The following is a 17102-nucleotide window of genomic DNA, read 5'->3' as shown; positions in this document are numbered from 1 at the left end:
AACACGGATTTTCGCGATGGGGACTTTTGCTCGCGGAGGCCTTTGCGCGCGCCGGGCAATAGGCCGTTTGATCTATGTCGACTGCGTTGACACAGGTCCATGTCAGGAGGATGCTTCACCGCTAATAGATGCAAGCCGTGCCAAGCCTGTAAAGACTGCATGTCCGGAAGGAGCAGTTCATGGTATGCGAAGGCTGCTTGCCTGCTCGCAATGCTGGCATTCTCGCGCGCCTGAGCGGCGCTCTCGCCGCCTGCGGTCTCATCCTGCTCCTGGCCCTGAGCACAGCCTTGGCGGCTGACGGCGTGTCAGGCCGCCGCGCTGCACTGGTCATCGGCAACACCGCCTACCAGCATCTGGCCCCGCTGCCCAACCCCGCCAACGACGCCGACCGCATCCGCGAGGTGCTGGAACGCGCCAATTTCGAGGTCACGCTCGGCAAGGATCTCGACAAGAAGGGCCTCGAGGAAACCATTCTCGGCTTCCTCCGCACGCTCAACGACGGCGACGTCGCGCTGTTCTATTACAGCGGTCATGCGGTGCAGGTCGGCGGCCACAACTTCATGATCCCGGTCGACGCCACACTGGCGACCTCCTACGACCTCGAGGTCCAAGCCTACAACATGTCGAGCCTGCTCGAATATATGCGCGAAACCTCCTCGCTGCAGATCGCCATCCTCGACGCCTGCCGCGACAATCCTTTCGCCAACAATTCCTATTATGTCGGCCAGGCCAAGGTCGCGGTCGAGGGAAAAAAAGGCCTGGCCTCGGTCGCGCCGCAGGACGGCACGCTGATCGTCTATTCGACCGCGCCCGACCGTGTCGCGCTCGACGGCAATGATGGCTTGAGCCCGTTCACCGGCACCTTCGCCGAATATGCGCTGAAGCCGAATGTCGAGGTCAGGAAGCTGCTCAGCGACATCCGCGCCGAGGTCATCAAGCGCACAGACGGGCGCCAGACGCCGTGGGATGCGTCGAGCCTCACCTCATCTTTCTTCTTCGTAACCCGCCAGAACCTGTTGATTATAGAGGATATGCGCGAGGTTCGTGTTCCGCCTGAAACCAAGGAGGTGGCGCTGCGCATCTCGCCGCCGATCACCAGCGGCAACGCCGAGCTGACGGTCAATTTCACCAAGCTGCCCGACCAGGGCACGCTCTGGCTCGGCGACCAGCAGCTCAGCCTCGACAGCAAGATTGCGGCCGATCGCATCGAAGAGGTCATGTTCAAGCCGGCTTCCGCCGACATGACCGCCGACGAGGTGCGCTACACCGTCACCACCGATGGCGGCCGCAGCGCCAGCGGCATCATCCGCGTCGTCGTCGATAGCAAGGCCGTCGCCGAGGTGCAGGTCAAGCCGGCGCTCAACATCCAGCAGGGCGACGAGCCGAAGCCGGCAGCGCCCGAACAGGCAAAGCCGATCCTCGTCGCCATGGCATCCGACATCGGCACCGGCTTCGCCGCCATGCCCGAAGAAGTGGTGCGCTCGACGAGTGCCGCCCCCACCGGCTGGCTGCGGCTCGAAAAGCGCGATCCGGAGACGCAGGTGGCGGTCGACGGCAAGATCGTTTCCGAAGGCGACCTGATCAAGGCCGAAGACATCACCAAGCTGCGCATCCGCCCGTCGCTCAAGCTCGTCGCCGCCGAGGACGAGACAAAGCCGGTGGCCGAGACGGTGGCGATGAACACCAGCGGCAGCGCCGGCAAGGTTGACACCAGCACCGACAGCATGGAGGTCAAGCCGATCCCCCTGCCCGCCGACAAGGTGCCTGCAAAGGAGCCGCTGCGCACCGTCGTGCTGATGCCGGCTGCCAAGACCGCAGCACCCGCCCCGATCACCATCAATGTCGCCGTCTCGGTCAATGAGTGCGACACGCTCGCCGCCGAACCGCTCGACGTCCAGGCGGTTGCCGACGGCAAGCTGCCCAACGACATCGACGTACCCAGGGCGCTGAGCGCTTGCAAGGCAGCCGTCAACCAGCATCCCGAGATCGCCCGGTTCAAGTACCAGTACGCCCGCGCCCTTTATGCCCAAGGCGATTTCAAGGACGCCCTGATCGAACTCAATGCCGCCAGCGATGCCGGCCATGTCCGCGCCAGCTATCTGCTCGGCAGGCTCTATCAGTTCGGCGCCGCGGTCGAGCGCGATCCGGCCAAAGCGATCCCGCTGTTCGAATCCGGTGCCAAGCGTGGCGATCCCTATTCGCAATATGCGCTGGGCCGGGCGCTGGTTACGGGCCTCGGCACGAGGCCAGACATCGATCGTGGCATGGCGATGGTCGCGAGCGCGGCAGAGTCCGGCCACACATATGCGATGAACATGCTGGGCACCGAGTACCTGTCGGGACAACATGTCGCTAAAGACGAGGCCCGCGCCCTCAAGTTCATCACGGAATCCTCGGATCGCAACGACGTCTACGGCATGGTCTTGCTCGGTATCCTCTATCGCGATGGAGCAGGCGTACAGAAGGACACCAAGCACGCCGCCGAATTGTTTGAGAAGGCCCGCGCAATGGGGCATCCATATGCCGGTCGGTTGCTAGCGCGCCTTGCCCAGCGAGAGAACACAGCTGATGCGGCAACAATCTCAACCTGGTACCGCGAAAGCGCCGAGAGGGGCGACGCATGGGGTGCCTTCTACGCTGCCGAGTTACTGAAGGACAATCCGACACTGCAGAAAGACAACGGTGAGATCGCCCGCCTTTACGCCTTGTCCGCCTCATTCAACTTCAAGGACGCTTCCGATCAGGCAAAGAAGGCATTGGGAGGCGTCGACGCTCTGACAATCGGCAAGGAAGTGCAACTTGCGCTCAAACGTGCCGGCCAAGATGTCGGCGAAATTGATGGCAGGCTTGGACCGCGAACCCGCCAAGCCGCAAGCACCGTTCTTGGAACGGCCGCACCGCGTAGTTCCGGGGAGCTACTGAGCGACCTCCTGCACAAGGAATGGATCGAAACACGACCACGTTTGGACATGCTGGGCTCATGAAGGGGAGACGTTACATGCGATCGCATACCATCAGTCTTCTAATGGCGACCGTGCTTACGCCGCTGTGCGGTTGTGGTTCCTTGATGAAGGTCGAAGAGCAGGCAGCTGTTCAGCCGGTACAGGTCCAGAAAGTGGCGCCTGCGAAGAAGGTCGCTGTCGCGGCTCCGGTTCAGCCAAGGGTCGTCAAGAAGCCGATCGTTCCGGCGACGCCGAGCGTTGAACGCAGCGAAAGAAGCGATAGTGGTGGTGGTGGCGACAGTGGAAGCCCTTGGTAGGGCGTTGCAGCACCTACCCCGCAGGTGAATTACCCAAACTCGTAGCTGAACCCCTCACCTGACGCGCCGACCGTCACGCGCGTCAGCTTTTCTCCATCGAGCGAACGGTTGAGCACGCCGCGGCTGAGTTCCGGCAACAGCGTGTTGGTCAGGATCGCGTCGATCATCCGGCCGCCGGATTCGATCTCGGTGCAGCGCGCCTTGATCAGTTCCATCACGCCATCGCCGATCACCAGTTCCGCGCCGTGGCTGACCTGCAGCCGGCGGGCAATCTTGCCGAACTGGTGGCGCGTGATCGCCTCGATCATCTCGCCTGACAGCGGATAATAGGGGATCGTCACGACACGGCCGATGAAGGCCGCCGGGAACACCTTGAGCAACGGCGCCCGCAAGGCAGCGTCGAGATTCTCGATCTTTTCGCGCAGCTCGCCGCCCTTGGTCTTGGACATGATGACCTCGGAGCCGACATTGGAGGTGAGCAGGATCAGCGTGTTCTTGAAGTCGATCCGCCGGCCCTCGCTGTCATCCATCATGCCCTTGTCAAAAACCTGGAAGAAAATCTCGTGCACGTCGGGATGCGCCTTCTCGACCTCGTCGAGCAGGATCACCGAATAGGGCCGGCGCCTGACAGCCTCGGTCAGGATGCCACCCTTGCCGTAGCCGACATATCCGGGAGGCGCGCCTTTCAGCGTCGACACGGTGTGCGCTTCCTGGAATTCCGACATGTTGATCGAGATCAGGTTCTGCTCGCCACCATAGAGCGTCTCGGCCAGCGCCAGCGCCGTCTCGGTCTTGCCGACACCCGAGGGGCCACACAAAAGGAACACCCCGACCGGCTTTTCCGGTGCCCCAAGCCCGGCGCGGCTGGTCTGAACGCGTTTGGCGATCATTTCCATCGCATGATCCTGGCCGACCACGCGCTCGGACAAAGTCTGCGCCAGCCGCAATGCCTTTTCCGTCTGGCTTGTCAGCATCCGTCCCGTGGGAATGCCGGTCCAGTCCTGCACCACTGAGGCCACCGCATTGCGGTCGACGGAGAGCAGGATCAACGGCGTTTCGCCCTGCGCCTCGGCCAGCACCGCCATCAGCTGCTTGAGCCGCACAAGGTCGGCCCCGGGATCGGAGACTGCCTCTGTTTGCTGAGCGGTTTCGACCTGCTCAACCTGGGGTATGCTGTCAGCCGCGACATCCTGATCGACAGCAGCATCGTCATTGGCAGCGATCGGTTCCTCGCCGGCTTCTTCCGACGCCTGCGCCTCCGCGACAACGGGATCGAGCGCCACGCCCTGCCCGCGCAGCCTGGCGCGCAGGTCGAGAATTTCGGCGACGGCGGCCTTTTCCTTGTCCCAGCGCTCCTGGGCCGCAGCCAGTGCGGCGTCCGTCTCGACCAGCCCGGCCTCGACGCGCGCCTTGCGGTCCTCCACCTCGATGCCGATCGCCGCCTCACGGCCAATGATGCCTTGCTCGACCTCGAGCGCCTGCCTGCGGCGCATCAGGTCCTCGACCTCGCCGGGCCGGGAGTGCTGGGAGATGGCGACGCGGGCACAGGCCGTATCGAGCAGGCTGACAGCCTTGTCTGGCAGTTGCCGCGTCGGGATGTAGCGATGCGACAGCTTGACCGCCGTCTCTATCGCCTCGTCGAGGATCTGCACCTCATGGTGCTTCTCCAGCACGCCGGCAACGCCGCGCAACATCAGGATCGCGGCGGCCTCGTCTGGTTCCTCGATCTTGACCACCTGGAAACGCCGGGTCAGCGCCGGGTCCTTTTCGATATGCTGCTTGTATTCGGCCCAGGTGGTGGCAGCAATGGTGCGCAGTTCGCCGCGCGCCAAGGCCGGTTTCAGCAGGTTTGCCGCGTCCCCCGTGCCGGCAGCACCGCCGGCGCCGATCAGTGTGTGCGCCTCGTCGATGAACAGGATGACGGGCGTTTCGGAAGACTGCACCTCGTCGATGACGGCCTTCAGCCGCTTCTCGAACTCACCCTTGACGCTGGCGCCGGCCTGCATCAGGCCGACATCGAGCATGCGCAGGCTCACCCCTTGCAGCATCGGCGGCACGTCGCCCTCGGCGATGCGTAGCGCAAAACCCTCGACTACGGCTGTCTTGCCGACGCCGGCCTCGCCGGTCAGGATCGGGTTGTTCTGGCGCCGGCGCATCAGGATATCGACGATCTGGCGGATTTCCGGATCGCGGCCGACGACGGCGTCGATCTTGCCGTCGCGTGCCCGCTGCGTCAGATCGGTGGCATATTTCGCCAGCGCCGACTCCCCGCCAGGTGACAGGCGCCGCGGCGCCTCGTCGGAGGGCGTCGCGGCACTTGCGGCGGATCCTTCCAGCGAGCCGTCGATCACATCGGCAAAACGCGAGATCACGCCGTCGGCGTCGATCTTGTCGAACTCGGTGCTGATCTTCGACAACAGCCCTTCCAGCACCGGCACCTTCAGGCAGGCCAGGATCACATGGGCGCTGCGCACCTCGTCCGAGCCGAACTCCAGCGTCGCCAGGTTCCAGGCCTCCTGGATGGCGTGAAAGATGTGGTCGGAGAACTCTTCGATCGAGGTCGCGCCATAAGGCAGCTTGTCGACCGCGCGTGTCATGTCGCCGGCGACGCGTGCCGCATCGACGCCGGCGTCAGCCAGGATCATCTGCACGTCAGAGCGATCCGAAAGTACAAGTTGCTCAATGAAATGAACAAGTTCCACGTAAGGGTTGCCACGCAGCTTCGCCGCGTCGGCCGCCGCCTTGAAGGCGCGCAAGCAGGTGGGATTGAGCTTGCCGACCAGTTCCTTGCGCTTGAAGCCCTGGGACGACCTGCGCTGCTGCATGCCCTTCTGTTCCATGGAATTTCTCCAATGGCCGGACTGCGATCACTGCAATTTGCCACACAAACCGCGACTTTACAAAGCCGGCCCACGAGCGGGGGCGGACGGTATCCGCGCCCCCGCCACCGAACGACTATAACAATTCGCGCGGCGGTGGTGACTAACGCTTAAGGGCTAGACGCGTCCAACTTTGAGCGGCGCCTGAACTGTGCTAAAACTGAAATCGAGTGGAATACCGGCTACTTCCGACCTGAGTATGGCGTGGGGGGGTGCGTGGTTGATCTTGCTCTTTGGCTCAACCCTTTGAACGGTGAAAACCCGTCGGGGGAAGATTTGCGCAATGATCCGCGCTTCCATGATCTCGAGCGCCTCGCCGTCCCGCAATCCGATGTCGTCCATGACGAGCGCAACCGGCCCTCGGCCGAAGTGAGCATTCCCGTCGACTGGGATGACGTCCTCGAAAAAGCCGACGAATTGCGCACCCATGGCCGCGACCTGCGCCTGCTGACGCTGGTCACCCGCGCCTTGGCCAATTCCCGCGGACTGGCAGGCCTTGCCGAAGGGCTGATGCTGATCGCGCGGACCTTCGACGCGCATTGGGACACGATGCACCCCGCTTTGCGGCCCAACGCGCCACCGCGCGATGCAGCACTGCGCCGCGTCAACGCCGTGCTCGACCTGCAGAACGGCCAGGAGCCTGGTCTGCTCCACGACCTCAGGAAGATGGTGTTCTTCGCGCCGCGCGGCTTCGGCCCGGTTACCGGCCGCGAGCTCGAGCAGGGTGCGCTCGACGACCGCGTCATGCTGCAGGAAGCGGCACAGGGTCTGAACGCCGCCGAACGTGCAGCCCTGTCGACCAAGCACGAGCAGCTGTTGACGCGCCTGCGCAGCGCTTGCGCCGCCCAGGCCGATCAGGCTGCCGCGGCCCTCGAACAATTGGTTGCCGATGCCCGCGCGGCGGCTGCCGCCCTTGCTGCCCTCGACTCGGCGCTCAACAAGCGCCTGGAAAGCACCGGACCGGCTGTCCCGGAGCTCAAGAAATTTCTCGACCGCATGCTGACCACGATCGAGCGCGGAGCAGCCGCGCGGCCGGCGCCCAACGCGGCAACAGTGCCGGAGACGGCGACCTCGGCACCTGCGGCCGCACAGCCCAACGGCCACGCGCCAGAGCCCGTGGCCAACCATGCGGGACCGACAATGGCACTCCCCGAACGCCTGACCTCGCGCGACGACGTCGTCAAATGCCTCGATCTCGTCGTCGCCTTCTACGACCGTACCGAACCGTCGAGCCCGATCCCGCACCTCGCCCGGCGCGTGCGCCGCATGGTGCACATGGATTTCGTCGAGCTGATGGAAGATCTCGCCCCCTCGGGGCTCAAGGAATTCCGGCTCCTCGCCGGCGTAACTGACAAGAAGACGCCTCAGAAGGATGAAAGGTAGCCAAGCATGCCAGCCGAAAGCAAAGCAAAGGTCATCGAGCGAAATCGCGCGCCGCGCGTGCAGATCGCCTATGACGTCGAGACCTACGGCAGCCCGACGACGATTGAATTGCCTTTCGTGATGGGCGTGATGGCCGATCTCGCCGGGTCGTCGCAAACCAAGGAGGCCCAGAAGACGGTGCTCGACCGCACCTTCGTCGAGACCGACGCCAACAGGTTCCCGCGCTTCATGGAAGCGCTTGGACCGCGGGTGAAGGCGCGTGTGAAGAACACCTTGCCCCAGGCCGAGGGTGCCGAACGGGAAGAAGAACTGGCAATCGACCTGACCTTCTCCAAGATGGGCGATTTCGCTCCCGACAAGATCGCCGAGCAGGTGCCGCAGCTGGCCGAGATCCTCAAGATGCGCCGTCAGCTGGAAGAGCTTCTGGGCTTCATGGACGGTCGCGCCGATGCCGAGAAGCGCATCGCGCAACTGCTGAACAACGAGCCTCTGCTCGGCCAGATCGCCAGCCAGGCGCTCTCGGACAGCGACAAGGTCGAGGAGTAGAGCCATGGCCGAGCAGCAGAAGAGCCCAACGGTCGCCGAGGCGGAGGCCATCGACCTCGGAGAATTCAGCGACCTGCTGGAAAAGGATTTCAAGGTCAAGAAAGACGACAGCGAGAAGCTGCAGCAGCTCGTGCGCAATCTCGCGCTCGCCGCCCAGTCGCGCTCCGAGACGACCACCATCTCGTCGAACGCGATCAAGTCGATCAAGTCGCTGATCGCTGGCATCGACAAGATGCTGACGGTCCAGCTCAACGAGATTCTGCACGCACCGGAAGTGCGCGAGATGGAGGGCACATGGCGCGGCCTCTGGTATCTCGTCAACAACACCGAGACCGACCAGAAGCTGAAGATCCGGGTGATGAACATCTCCAAGGAGCAGCTGGCCGACACGCTGGAAGACTATGAAGGCCAGATGTGGGACCAGAGCCCTGTGTTCAAGAAGGTCTATACCGACGAATATTCGATGTTCGGCGGCGAACCCTTCGGCTGCCTGATCGGCGCCTACGAGTTCTCCAACCACCCGCGCGACGTCGGCCTGCTGCGCAACATCTCGGGCGTCTGCGCCTCGGCGCATACGCCGTTCATCGCGGCGGCCTCGCCACGCCTGTTCCGCATGGACAGCTGGCAGGAACTGCCCAATCCGCAGGACCTGCAGCAGATCGTCTCCAATCCGGCCTACGCCTCGTGGCAATCGTTGCGCGAGAGTGAGGACGCCCGCTACATCGGCCTTGCCATGCCGCGCGTCCTGGCCCGCCTGCCCTATGGCGCCGACACCGTGCCGGTGAAGGGCTTCGCCTTCGAAGAGGAGGTCCAGGGCGACCACCATAAATATGTCTGGATGAATGCCGCCTTCCCGATGGGCGTCAACATCAACCGCAGCCACAAGCTGTTCGGCTGGGGCACGCAGATCCGCGGCGTCGAGAATGGCGGCACGGTGATCAACCTGCCGGTGCACAGCTTCCCGACCGACGACGGCTCGATCGCGATGAAGTGCCCGACCGAAGTCGCCATCGACGACCGCCGCGAAGCGGAACTTGCCAAGCTTGGCCTGATGCCGATCCTGCATCGCAAGAACACCGATCTTGCCGCTTTCATCGGCGCCCATTCGCTGCAGGACGATGAAACCCGTGCGGGACGGCTCGTCGATCCCGACGCGCAGTCCAACGAGCGCCTCAGTGCCAACCTGCCCTATCTGTTCCCGGTGTCGCGTTTTGCCCACTATCTCAAGGCGATTGCGCGCGACAAGGTCGGCTCGTTCAAGGAACGCGCCGACATGCAGATATGGCTGACCGAGTGGATCAACCGCTACGTGCTCGCCAATCCGGCCTTCGCCGACGACAAGGCCCGCGCCAAACGCCCACTCGCCGCGGCCGAGGTCCAGGTCGACAGCGTCGAAGGGCGTCCCGGCTACTACAACGCGCGCTTCTACCTTCGCCCGCACTACCAGTTGGAAGGAATCAACGCTTCGCTTCGGCTGGTGTCGGAGCTGCCTTCGGTCAAGTCCTGAACTGTCCAGTAACGGAGAGAGACAATGGCATCGGATGACGATCTGAGAAAAGCTACCAAGATCGACGGCTTCCTGAAGGTTCCCGACATCAAGGGTCCGAGCACCCGCGATGGTCATGACGAAGAGATCGAGATATTCAACGTCGCCTTCAACATGGTGGCCCCATTCGATCCCAATTCGCTTTCCCGCAAGGGCCGCGTCGCGCTGGGCACGGTGAGTTGTTCCAAGGATGTCGACATGTCGTCGCCATACCTCGCCAAGGCCTGCCACGAGAACAAGCAGTTCGACGAAGTGGTGGTTTCCTGCCGCCGCACGATCGATGGCGAGACGAGCGACTACTTCGTCATCACCATGAAGGAAGCATCCGTCGTTTCTTATGGCTTCGGTGCCAGCACGACCAACAGCGACACGCTCCAGGACTTCGTGCAGTTCGCCTACAAGACGATCGAGCTGGTCTACGACACCGACCATACGCAAGAGATGAGCGTTGCAACCGGCTTGTGACGTGCCGCATAGACGCCCTGGTGCTGCATGATGAAGGCCAGTGGAGTTCAGCAAGCAAGGCGAGAGGCGTCACAGCCATCGCTATGGGACCGGCTGGTGAACGACCTGCCTGGACTAAGCTCTGAAATCGAGGCCCTGCAGCGGGCATTGAACAATGAACTTGGCAGCGAGCGTGTCGAAGCGCTCGCCACCGGCAGTGCGCGTGTGATCGATTCCGATCTCGATCTCACGCCCGACCACAAGCAGCGTCTGCACCGGCTGGTCTTCCTCAACCGTAACCGCGTCGAACTCGAAAACCGGGGCATTGTGGTGTCGGCGCGCGTGCTGCGCGAGGCGGTTCGCCGCGACATCGAGGCGCTGTTCAACACCGAGCGTTTCGATGCCGTCCCGTTGCTGTCCGACGTCGAGGATGAGCAGGCCGCCGAAAGTCGCCTGAAACTCGACGACTTCCCGGAGGTGCGGCGCAGCGTGGTCAACTACGGCGTGCCTTCATTCTCCGGCCGCTCGTCCCGCGACTTCGACAAGGACGCGCTGGCCCGTGAAATCAAGACGGTCCTGGCCAATTTCGAGCCGCGCCTCAAGGAGAGCGCGACCAAGGTCACGGTCACCCTCAACGACAAGAGCATGGGCATCAAGATCGAAATCGACGGGGTGCTGATCATGACGCCGACGCCGGAACGGCTCCGGCTGCGGACCACGATCAATCTCGACAACGGCTTGGCGCGGACAGAATACGGCGAGGCATAGAATGGATCGGATCTTCCTGGAGTATTACGAGGAGGAGCTGACCCACATCCGCACGCTTGCTGCGGAATTCGCCGACATGCACCCGGCGGTCGCACGCAACCTCTCGCTCGACACCGCGCCCTGCCCCGACCCTTATGTCGAGCGCCTGCTCGACGGCGTCGCCTTCCTCGCCGCACGCACCCGGCTCAAGGTCGATGCCGAACGCTCGAGGTTCGCGCGCAGCGTCCTCGAAGTGCTTTATCCCGACCTGCTGACGCAGGCGCCCGCGGTGACCATGGCGGTGCTGAAGCCGGGCCAGCAGGTTCAGACGATGAACATGGGCCACGTCGTCAAGCGCAGCACCCGGCTTGTCGCCAACCTGCAGCCCAACCTTTCGACGCGCTCCACCTTCACGACCGCCCAGGACGTCACCTTGTGGCCGATCGAGATTGCGTCGGTCGGCTACTATCAGGATCGCAGCGCGCTCGCCGCAGCCGGCATCTCGCCGATCAGTGGTGTTGTGTGCGAGGCGGCGCTGCGCATCACCATCGCCAGATCCGGCAAGGGCAAGCTCAACGAACTGGCGCTCGATCGGCTCGACCTGCATTTTGCCGGGCGCACCAAGGCGTCGCTGCTGTTCGACACCATCTTTGGCGTCTGCACGGCAATGGGCGCCCGCCCCAACGGCAAGTCAGGCAAGCTCACGGTGCTGCCACAGCCCGAGATGATCGGCATCAACGACAGTGAAGCTTTGATGCCGCGCACGCGTCCGACCTTCGAAGGCTACCGGCTGCTGCGCGAATATTTCATGATGCCGGAGCGCTTCCATTATGTCCGCGTGCAGGGTCTGCTGCCGGTCGTGCGCAGCTCCGAAGCGGGGCTCGAAATCTTCTTCCTGCTGCGGCGGGCAGCACCTGAACTCGCCGACCTCGCGCCAGCCGACTTCGAGCTTTTCGCCACACCGGTGATCAATCTGTTCGAGCGCGAATGCAACGTCATCGAGCTCGATGCCCGCAAGACCCGGCAGGTGCTTTATGCCGACCGGACCCGGCCACGGGATTTCGAAATCTTCCGCGTCACCCATGTCGAGGATGCCGACGCCCAGGGCCCCGACGCCGAGATACCGGCACTGTTCAGTCTGGGTCAGAACCGGGGCAGCGGCTGGGTCTATTCGATCGAGCGCCGTCCACGGCGCGCCACCGAAGACGAACGGCGCGAGGGCATGACGCGCACCTCCTACACCGGCGACGACGTTTTCCTGGCGATCTCCCGCCCGGCAGGCATCCCGGCCGGGCGGCCGCTCAAACGCATCGAGATCACCGCTCTCTGCACCAATCGCGACCTGCCGATCCTCGACGACAATCCGACGCTGACGCTGGAGAGCGGCGACCCGGTCGAGGCGGTCCGCCTGCTTGGTGCGTTGCGTGCGCCACAGCCCTCCATTCCCGCCGCCCTGCCTGCCGGGGCCGACGCTGAATCGCGGGCCGACGATCTGGCCTGGCGGCTGGTGGCGCAACTCGCGCTCAACTTCCTCAGCCTTGCCAAGGAAGGGCGCGGCGTCGATCCGCTGCACGCACTGCTCGACCTCTATGCCGATCGCGGCGATCCGGGGCTGGCGCGCCATGTCCGCTCGATCGTCCGCATCGATTCCCAGCCGGTGATCGAGCGCCTGGCGATACCGGGGCCGATGTGTTTCGGCCGCGGCATCGAGATCCTGCTCCACATCGACCAGTCGGTTCTGTCAGGCCAAAGCTCGCTGCTGCTTTCCGCGCTTCTGGCGCGGCTGTTCGCCCGCCACGCCGGTATCAACGGCTTCGTGCGCACCCGCACGCGGCTGCTCCAGAAGCAGGAGGACGTGCCATGGCCGATGACGCCCGGCAACCGCTTCCTGATCTAGCGGCTGCCGACACGCTGTCCGAGGGCTATGACTTCTTCGAGCTGCTGCGCCAGCTTGAAAACCGGGACGGCCGCCTGTTCGGTCACTCCGGCCGGCCGGACCGCGAGCCGGCGCGCCTCGGCCAGCATGTGCGTCTGGGCTTCGCGACCCAGGACGTCGTCAATTTTTCGCCCGCCACCGACAAGGGTGCCGCGCGGGTCACCGTCGCCAATCTTGGCCTGCTTGGCCCCGAAGGCCCGCTGCCGCTGCATGTCACGCGGTGGGTGCTCGACCGCATGTCGCAACGCTGGTTTGCCGGTGCGGATGCCCATCAGACCAGCGACACGACCTTCGTCGAGTTCGTCAATATCCTTCAGCACCGCATGATCGCCCTGTTCTACCGCGCCTGGGCGGACGCGCATCCCGGCGTGCAGGTCGAGCGTGCCGTCGGCGGGCGTATCCGCGCGATGCTGGAGGCAATGGCCGGCATCGGATTGCCCGAAACCGGCAACGCCCAGGACCCGGACATGGATTCGGTCAAGTTGCGCCAGGCAGCAGCACTTGCCGGACAGGTCGACGGGCCCGAGCGGCTGACCTTGTTCGTCGCCGAAGTGTTCAATGTGAAGGTCCAGCTCAAGGAGTTCGTGGCGTCATGGCTGGACGTTCCAGCCGCGCTGCAGACGAGGCTCGGCATGGCCAGCGCCTCCCTGGGCAGAAGTGCGACCATCGGGCCGCGCAGCTTCAGCCGCCAGAACCGCGTCGAGCTGCGCCTCGGCCCGCTCGATTTGAACACCTACTCATCCTTCCTTCCCGGCAGCCGGCGACTGGCTGTCCTCAAGCGCGCCATAAGCGACCTCCTCGGTGAATTGCTCGACGTCGACCTCAGGCTTGTGCTGGCCAGCGACGAGGTGCCGCCGGCCCGCATCGGGGCGGCGCAGCTCGGCCGAACGGCGTGGCTTGCGCCCCCTGCCGAAAGGGGCGATGCTGAGGATATGCGCCTGCGGACGATCGTCGGCTGGCGGCCCGAAATGGCGGGAGTCGGGGCATGAGCTTGCTCCTCACGCTTGAGCAGGGACCGCGCGCACAGGCAGTGCGCCAGACCCGGCTGGATCAGGGTGAACTCGTGATCGGTCGCAGTCCCGATGCGGACTGGCAGATCGACGACCCCGACATGTTCGTCTCGCGCGCCCACTGCAAGATCACATCAGGACAGGACGGCTACGTCGTCGTCGACACGTCGAGCAGCGGCCTGTTCATCGATGACGCCGGCAGCGCCCTTGGCTCGGGCAACTCGGCGCAACTGCGCCATGGCATGCGGCTCCGTCTTGGCGACTATGTCGTGTCGGTGGAGCTGCAGCCGACGGAAGCCCACCTGCAGCATTTCAAGCCAACATCGTCCAGGACATCGGTGCCGCAACCGGCGCCTGCCGCATCTCGCGCCCCGGTCGGTCTCGGCGGCGACGATTTCTTCTCGATCAAGACGGACGAGGAGCCGCAACGCCCCCGGCCCGCCGATCTGCCCAACCCGTTCGAGCATCCCGAGCCCGGCGCGTTCCGCGCCTATGAGCGCGCCGGCGGCTCCGAGCGCAATTCGCCTGCCTTCGACGATCCGTTCAGCCTCGATCCGGTGGCGACACCCGTTGTGAACGGCCATGCCGACGACAGCCAGAACGGCACGGCAGCCTTTGCCGATCCTTTCGGCCTCGCTTCGGCCGAGACGCCGAAGTCAAAAGCGGAACCAGTCGTGACACAATCGCCGTCATTCGATGACGGTTTCGACCTTCCGCCTATGACGCCGCTTCCGCCGGCGGTCGATGCAGACCCGCGCGAAACCGCTCTCGCTCCGCCCCCAGTTCCGGCTCCGGCACAGCCGGCATCGGTTGCGCCCTGGGACGCGCCTGCCCGCCGAGCGGACACACCGCCCCCGCCGCCGATGTCGCTGCGTGCGCGGGAGAAGGCCGCGGCAAATGTGGTGGCAGCACCTGCAGCCGCGCCAACTCCTACGCCCGCACCGTCCGACAGCGCGCTGCGCGCCGCCTTCCTGCGCGGCATGGGCCTTGGCGAAAACGCCTCTTCCAACCGCGACCCGCTGGCTGAGATGGAAAAATTCGGCCGTGAGTATCGCCTGATGCTCGAAGGCCTGATGCAGCTGTTGCGCAAGCGCGCCGAGGAAAAGGGCAACGCTCGCATCGAGCAGACTATCGTCGGCTCCTCGGAGGTCAATCCGCTTAAGTTCCTGCCCACGGTCGACGATGCGCTGGCAACCATCCTGGCCGAGCGCAGTCCGGGTTTTCTCGCCGGAGAGCCGGCCATATCGGATGCGATCCGCGACCTCGCCCACCACCATGTTCGCGCCTGGCGCGGCCTGCAAGGCGCGCTGCGCCACATGATCGACCGCTTCGATCCCGTCGCGCTCGAAGAGGAGCTGAAGTCGAGCTCGTCGATCGAGAAACTGCTCGCCGGCGGCCGCAGCGCCAAGCTTTGGGACCTCTACAAGAAACGCCATCGTGAGATCGCCCTGAGTGCCGAGACGCGCTTCATGGGCGAAATAGGAGCCGACTTCCGCAACGCATATGAAGAGGAGTGACGCATGATCGACCGGCGCGACTTCATTATTGCTCTCGGCGCTACAGGACTGGTGGCCGCCTGCCAAAGCGGGCCACCGAAACCGTCCACCGTCACCGTCAATGTGAGCGGTCAAGCCGGCATGAACCCCGGGCCCGACGGCGGCGACAGGCCGGTCACGGTTCTGGTCATGCGATTGAAGAGCACGGGCAAGTTCAACTCGGCCGACTATTTCGCCCTGCAGGGCGACGCCGGCTCGGCACTTGCCGGCGATCTCATCGGCTCCGACCAGCTTTCGGTCGGCCCGGGTGCGGCGGCATCGAAGACGATCACCGTCGAGCCGGAGGCGACCGCGCTCGGCTTCGTCGCGCTTGTTCGCGAACCAACCGGTCGCACCTGGCGGACGACGAAGTCGGTTTCACCGGGTTCGACGGTGACGATCACCGTGACGCTCGGCAGCGGAGGCATTTCGGCCTGACCGAGCCATATCAGGAGTTGTCGATGCAGAGAGTTGCCGCATGACCGACGCAAACAGGGTGCTCTGGTCCGAAGGGCTTTTCCTTCGGACCCAGCACTTCCAGCAACAGGACCGCTTCTTCGAGGCGACGGTGCGCGGCGCGCTGCAGGCCGGGCAACTTCACACCTATGGCTTTCGCACGCTCACCCTCGACCCGGCCCAGCTGGAAGCCGGACAGGTCGCCGTGCTTTCGGCGCGCGGCATCTTTCCCGACGGCACGCCCTTTGCCATTCCCGACACCATGGACGCGCCAAAGCCGCTCGCCATCACCGCCGACATGGGCGGCGGTCCGGTGTTGATCGCGGTACCATTGGAACCGCCCGGTGGCGTCGGCTTCGATCCGGCGCATGCCGAGACCAGCGGTGCGCGCTACCGCGGCCGCATCGTCACCGTTCGCGATGCCGTGCAAGGCGGATCGGACCCCGAAGAGATCGAGATCGCCCGTCCGCAGGCCTTGTTGCTTGCTCCGGGAAAATCGGTCGGCGGCTACACGGCATTGCCGATTACCGAAATCACCGGCCTGCGCGCCGATGGCGGTGTTGCCGTCGACGCCAACTTCCTGCCGCCGACGCTCGCCACAGGTGCGGTCCATTGGTACGCCCAGCTTCTGCAGGAGGTCATCACCGGGCTCGACCAGATCGCCGAGGCGCATGCCAAGATGGTGCTTGGCGGCCCCGGCCGCAGCGTCGAAGATCTGCTGATGCTCAACCTTGCCAATGCGGCGCGACCACGCCTGGCGCATATGCTGGCGCAGGACATCTTCCATCCGGCCGAACTCTATCTCGAACTTGCCGGCCTCGCCGGATCGATGGCGACCTACGGCTCGAATTCGCGCCGTCTCGCCGAACTGCCTGTTTATGACCACATGGCCCCAGGTCCTGCCTATTCGGCGCTCGCCGACACATTGCGTTCGCTGATCCTCAGCCTGCGTTATGTCGAGCCGAAATCGCGGGCGCTGCCGGTCATGCGCCACTCCACCAATGTCTGGAAGGTGCGCATCGACAACCCCAAGCTGCTCGTCGCCAGTCGCATCGTCATCCGCGTCGGCTCCGAGCTGTCCGAGGACGCGCTGCGCAAGATCTTCGTCAACCAGGCGACGGTGGGGGCCGCCAGCGAATTCGAAGGCCTGTGGAAGTCGCGCCTGCCGGGCATACCGCTGAAGCCGCTGCATTCGCAGCCGCGCGAAATCCCCTATGACGGCGACCGCCTTTGCCTTGAACTCGATCAGAGAAGCGAGCACTGGGCCTCCCTCCTCGACGCACCCGGATTCGTCATCGGCGTTTCCGGCGTATTGCCGAGCGAGCCGCAGGTCGACTGCTATTCGGTGAACAGGTGACGCG

Annotated in this window: 12 protein-coding genes and 1 pseudogene; 12 read left to right on the top strand and 1 reads right to left on the bottom strand. The window is 64.4% G+C overall.

The features are described 5' to 3' along the window. The first annotated feature begins 197 nt into the window (after positions 1–197). Both Amn_RS14475 and Amn_RS14470 read left to right on the top strand, forming a co-directional pair. Entirely contained in the window at positions 198–2984 is a 2787-nt protein-coding gene (locus Amn_RS14475; protein ID WP_286288436.1) for a caspase family protein, read from the top strand. 14 nt (positions 2985–2998) lie between these two features. Then, a complete protein-coding gene (locus Amn_RS14470) occupies positions 2999–3259 on the top strand; it encodes a hypothetical protein (protein WP_286288434.1) in 261 nt (86 codons plus the stop codon). 29 nt (positions 3260–3288) lie between these two features. On the opposite strand, the gene tssH is transcribed toward Amn_RS14470, so the two are convergent. Next, a complete protein-coding gene (tssH, locus tag Amn_RS14465; RefSeq protein WP_286298049.1) occupies positions 3289–6084 on the bottom strand; it encodes a type VI secretion system ATPase TssH in 2796 nt (931 codons plus the stop codon). 270 nt (positions 6085–6354) lie between these two features. Between tssH and tssA the strand changes: the two genes are divergently transcribed. The 10 genes and pseudogenes from tssA to tssK all read left to right on the top strand — a co-directional run bounded on the left by tssA (position 6355) and on the right by tssK (position 17098). Continuing rightward, complete coding sequence (gene tssA / locus Amn_RS14460; RefSeq protein ID WP_067962027.1) at positions 6355–7521, top strand: type VI secretion system protein TssA; 1167 nt, start codon at positions 6355–6357, stop codon at positions 7519–7521. A 6-nt stretch (positions 7522–7527) separates the two neighbouring features. Further along, positions 7528–8067, top strand: a complete 540-nt coding sequence (tssB, locus tag Amn_RS14455) for a type VI secretion system contractile sheath small subunit (RefSeq protein ID WP_067962030.1) — start codon at positions 7528–7530, stop codon at positions 8065–8067. Between the two features lie 4 nt (positions 8068–8071). Continuing rightward, entirely contained in the window at positions 8072–9574 is a 1503-nt protein-coding gene (tssC, locus tag Amn_RS14450) for a type VI secretion system contractile sheath large subunit (RefSeq protein ID WP_154386506.1), read from the top strand. Positions 9575–9598: 24 nt separating this feature from the next. Then, positions 9599–10078, top strand: a complete 480-nt coding sequence (locus Amn_RS14445; protein WP_286288428.1) for an Hcp family type VI secretion system effector — start codon at positions 9599–9601, stop codon at positions 10076–10078. Position 10079: 1 nt separating this feature from the next. Beyond that, a pseudogene (gene tssE / locus Amn_RS14440) lies at positions 10080–10825 on the top strand (type VI secretion system baseplate subunit TssE). A gap of 1 nt (position 10826) precedes the next feature. Then, on the top strand, positions 10827–12701 hold the full coding sequence (gene tssF / locus Amn_RS14435) for a type VI secretion system baseplate subunit TssF (RefSeq protein WP_182574158.1): 1875 nt from the start codon (positions 10827–10829) through the stop codon (positions 12699–12701). Continuing rightward, positions 12665–13729 carry a type VI secretion system baseplate subunit TssG gene (gene tssG, locus Amn_RS14430; protein WP_067962038.1) on the top strand — a complete coding sequence of 355 codons (1065 nt, stop codon included), beginning with the start codon at positions 12665–12667 and terminating at the stop codon, positions 13727–13729. Before tssF ends, tssG begins: the two co-directional genes overlap by 37 nt. Next, on the top strand, positions 13726–15267 hold the full coding sequence (gene tagH / locus Amn_RS14425; RefSeq protein ID WP_067962040.1) for a type VI secretion system-associated FHA domain protein TagH: 1542 nt from the start codon (positions 13726–13728) through the stop codon (positions 15265–15267). The genes tssG and tagH overlap by 4 nt, the downstream gene beginning before the upstream one ends. Before the next feature lie 3 nt (positions 15268–15270). Beyond that, positions 15271–15723: a type VI secretion system lipoprotein TssJ gene (gene tssJ, locus Amn_RS14420; protein WP_067962042.1), complete on the top strand. Its 453-nt coding sequence runs from the start codon at positions 15271–15273 to the stop codon at positions 15721–15723. Between the two features lie 40 nt (positions 15724–15763). After that, positions 15764–17098: a type VI secretion system baseplate subunit TssK gene (gene tssK, locus Amn_RS14415; protein WP_067962044.1), complete on the top strand. Its 1335-nt coding sequence runs from the start codon at positions 15764–15766 to the stop codon at positions 17096–17098. The last annotated feature ends 4 nt before the right edge of the window (positions 17099–17102 follow it).

The organism is Aminobacter sp. Y103A, assembly GCF_030294925.1.
Classification (GTDB): Bacteria; Pseudomonadota; Alphaproteobacteria; order Rhizobiales; family Rhizobiaceae; genus Aminobacter; species Aminobacter ciceronei.
This window is presented reverse-complemented; position numbering and strand designations above follow the sequence as displayed.

Excerpts from the sequence above, each read along its gene's own strand:
- Amn_RS14470 (WP_286288434.1), top strand. The coding sequence starts at position 2,999 with ATGCGATCGCATACCATCAGTCTTCTAATGGCGACCGTGCTTACGCCG.
- tssH (WP_286298049.1), bottom strand. The coding sequence starts at position 6,084 with ATGCAGCAGCGCAGGTCGTCCCAGGGCTTCAAGCGCAAGGAACTGGTC.
- tssB (WP_067962030.1), top strand. The coding sequence starts at position 7,528 with ATGCCAGCCGAAAGCAAAGCAAAGGTCATCGAGCGAAATCGCGCGCCG.
- tssC (WP_154386506.1), top strand. The coding sequence starts at position 8,072 with ATGGCCGAGCAGCAGAAGAGCCCAACGGTCGCCGAGGCGGAGGCCATC.
- Amn_RS14445 (WP_286288428.1), top strand. The coding sequence starts at position 9,599 with ATGGCATCGGATGACGATCTGAGAAAAGCTACCAAGATCGACGGCTTC.
- tssF (WP_182574158.1), top strand. The coding sequence starts at position 10,827 with ATGGATCGGATCTTCCTGGAGTATTACGAGGAGGAGCTGACCCACATC.
- tssG (WP_067962038.1), top strand. The coding sequence starts at position 12,665 with ATGGCCGATGACGCCCGGCAACCGCTTCCTGATCTAGCGGCTGCCGAC.
- tagH (WP_067962040.1), top strand. The coding sequence starts at position 13,726 with ATGAGCTTGCTCCTCACGCTTGAGCAGGGACCGCGCGCACAGGCAGTG.
- tssJ (WP_067962042.1), top strand. The coding sequence starts at position 15,271 with ATGATCGACCGGCGCGACTTCATTATTGCTCTCGGCGCTACAGGACTG.
- tssK (WP_067962044.1), top strand. The coding sequence starts at position 15,764 with ATGACCGACGCAAACAGGGTGCTCTGGTCCGAAGGGCTTTTCCTTCGG.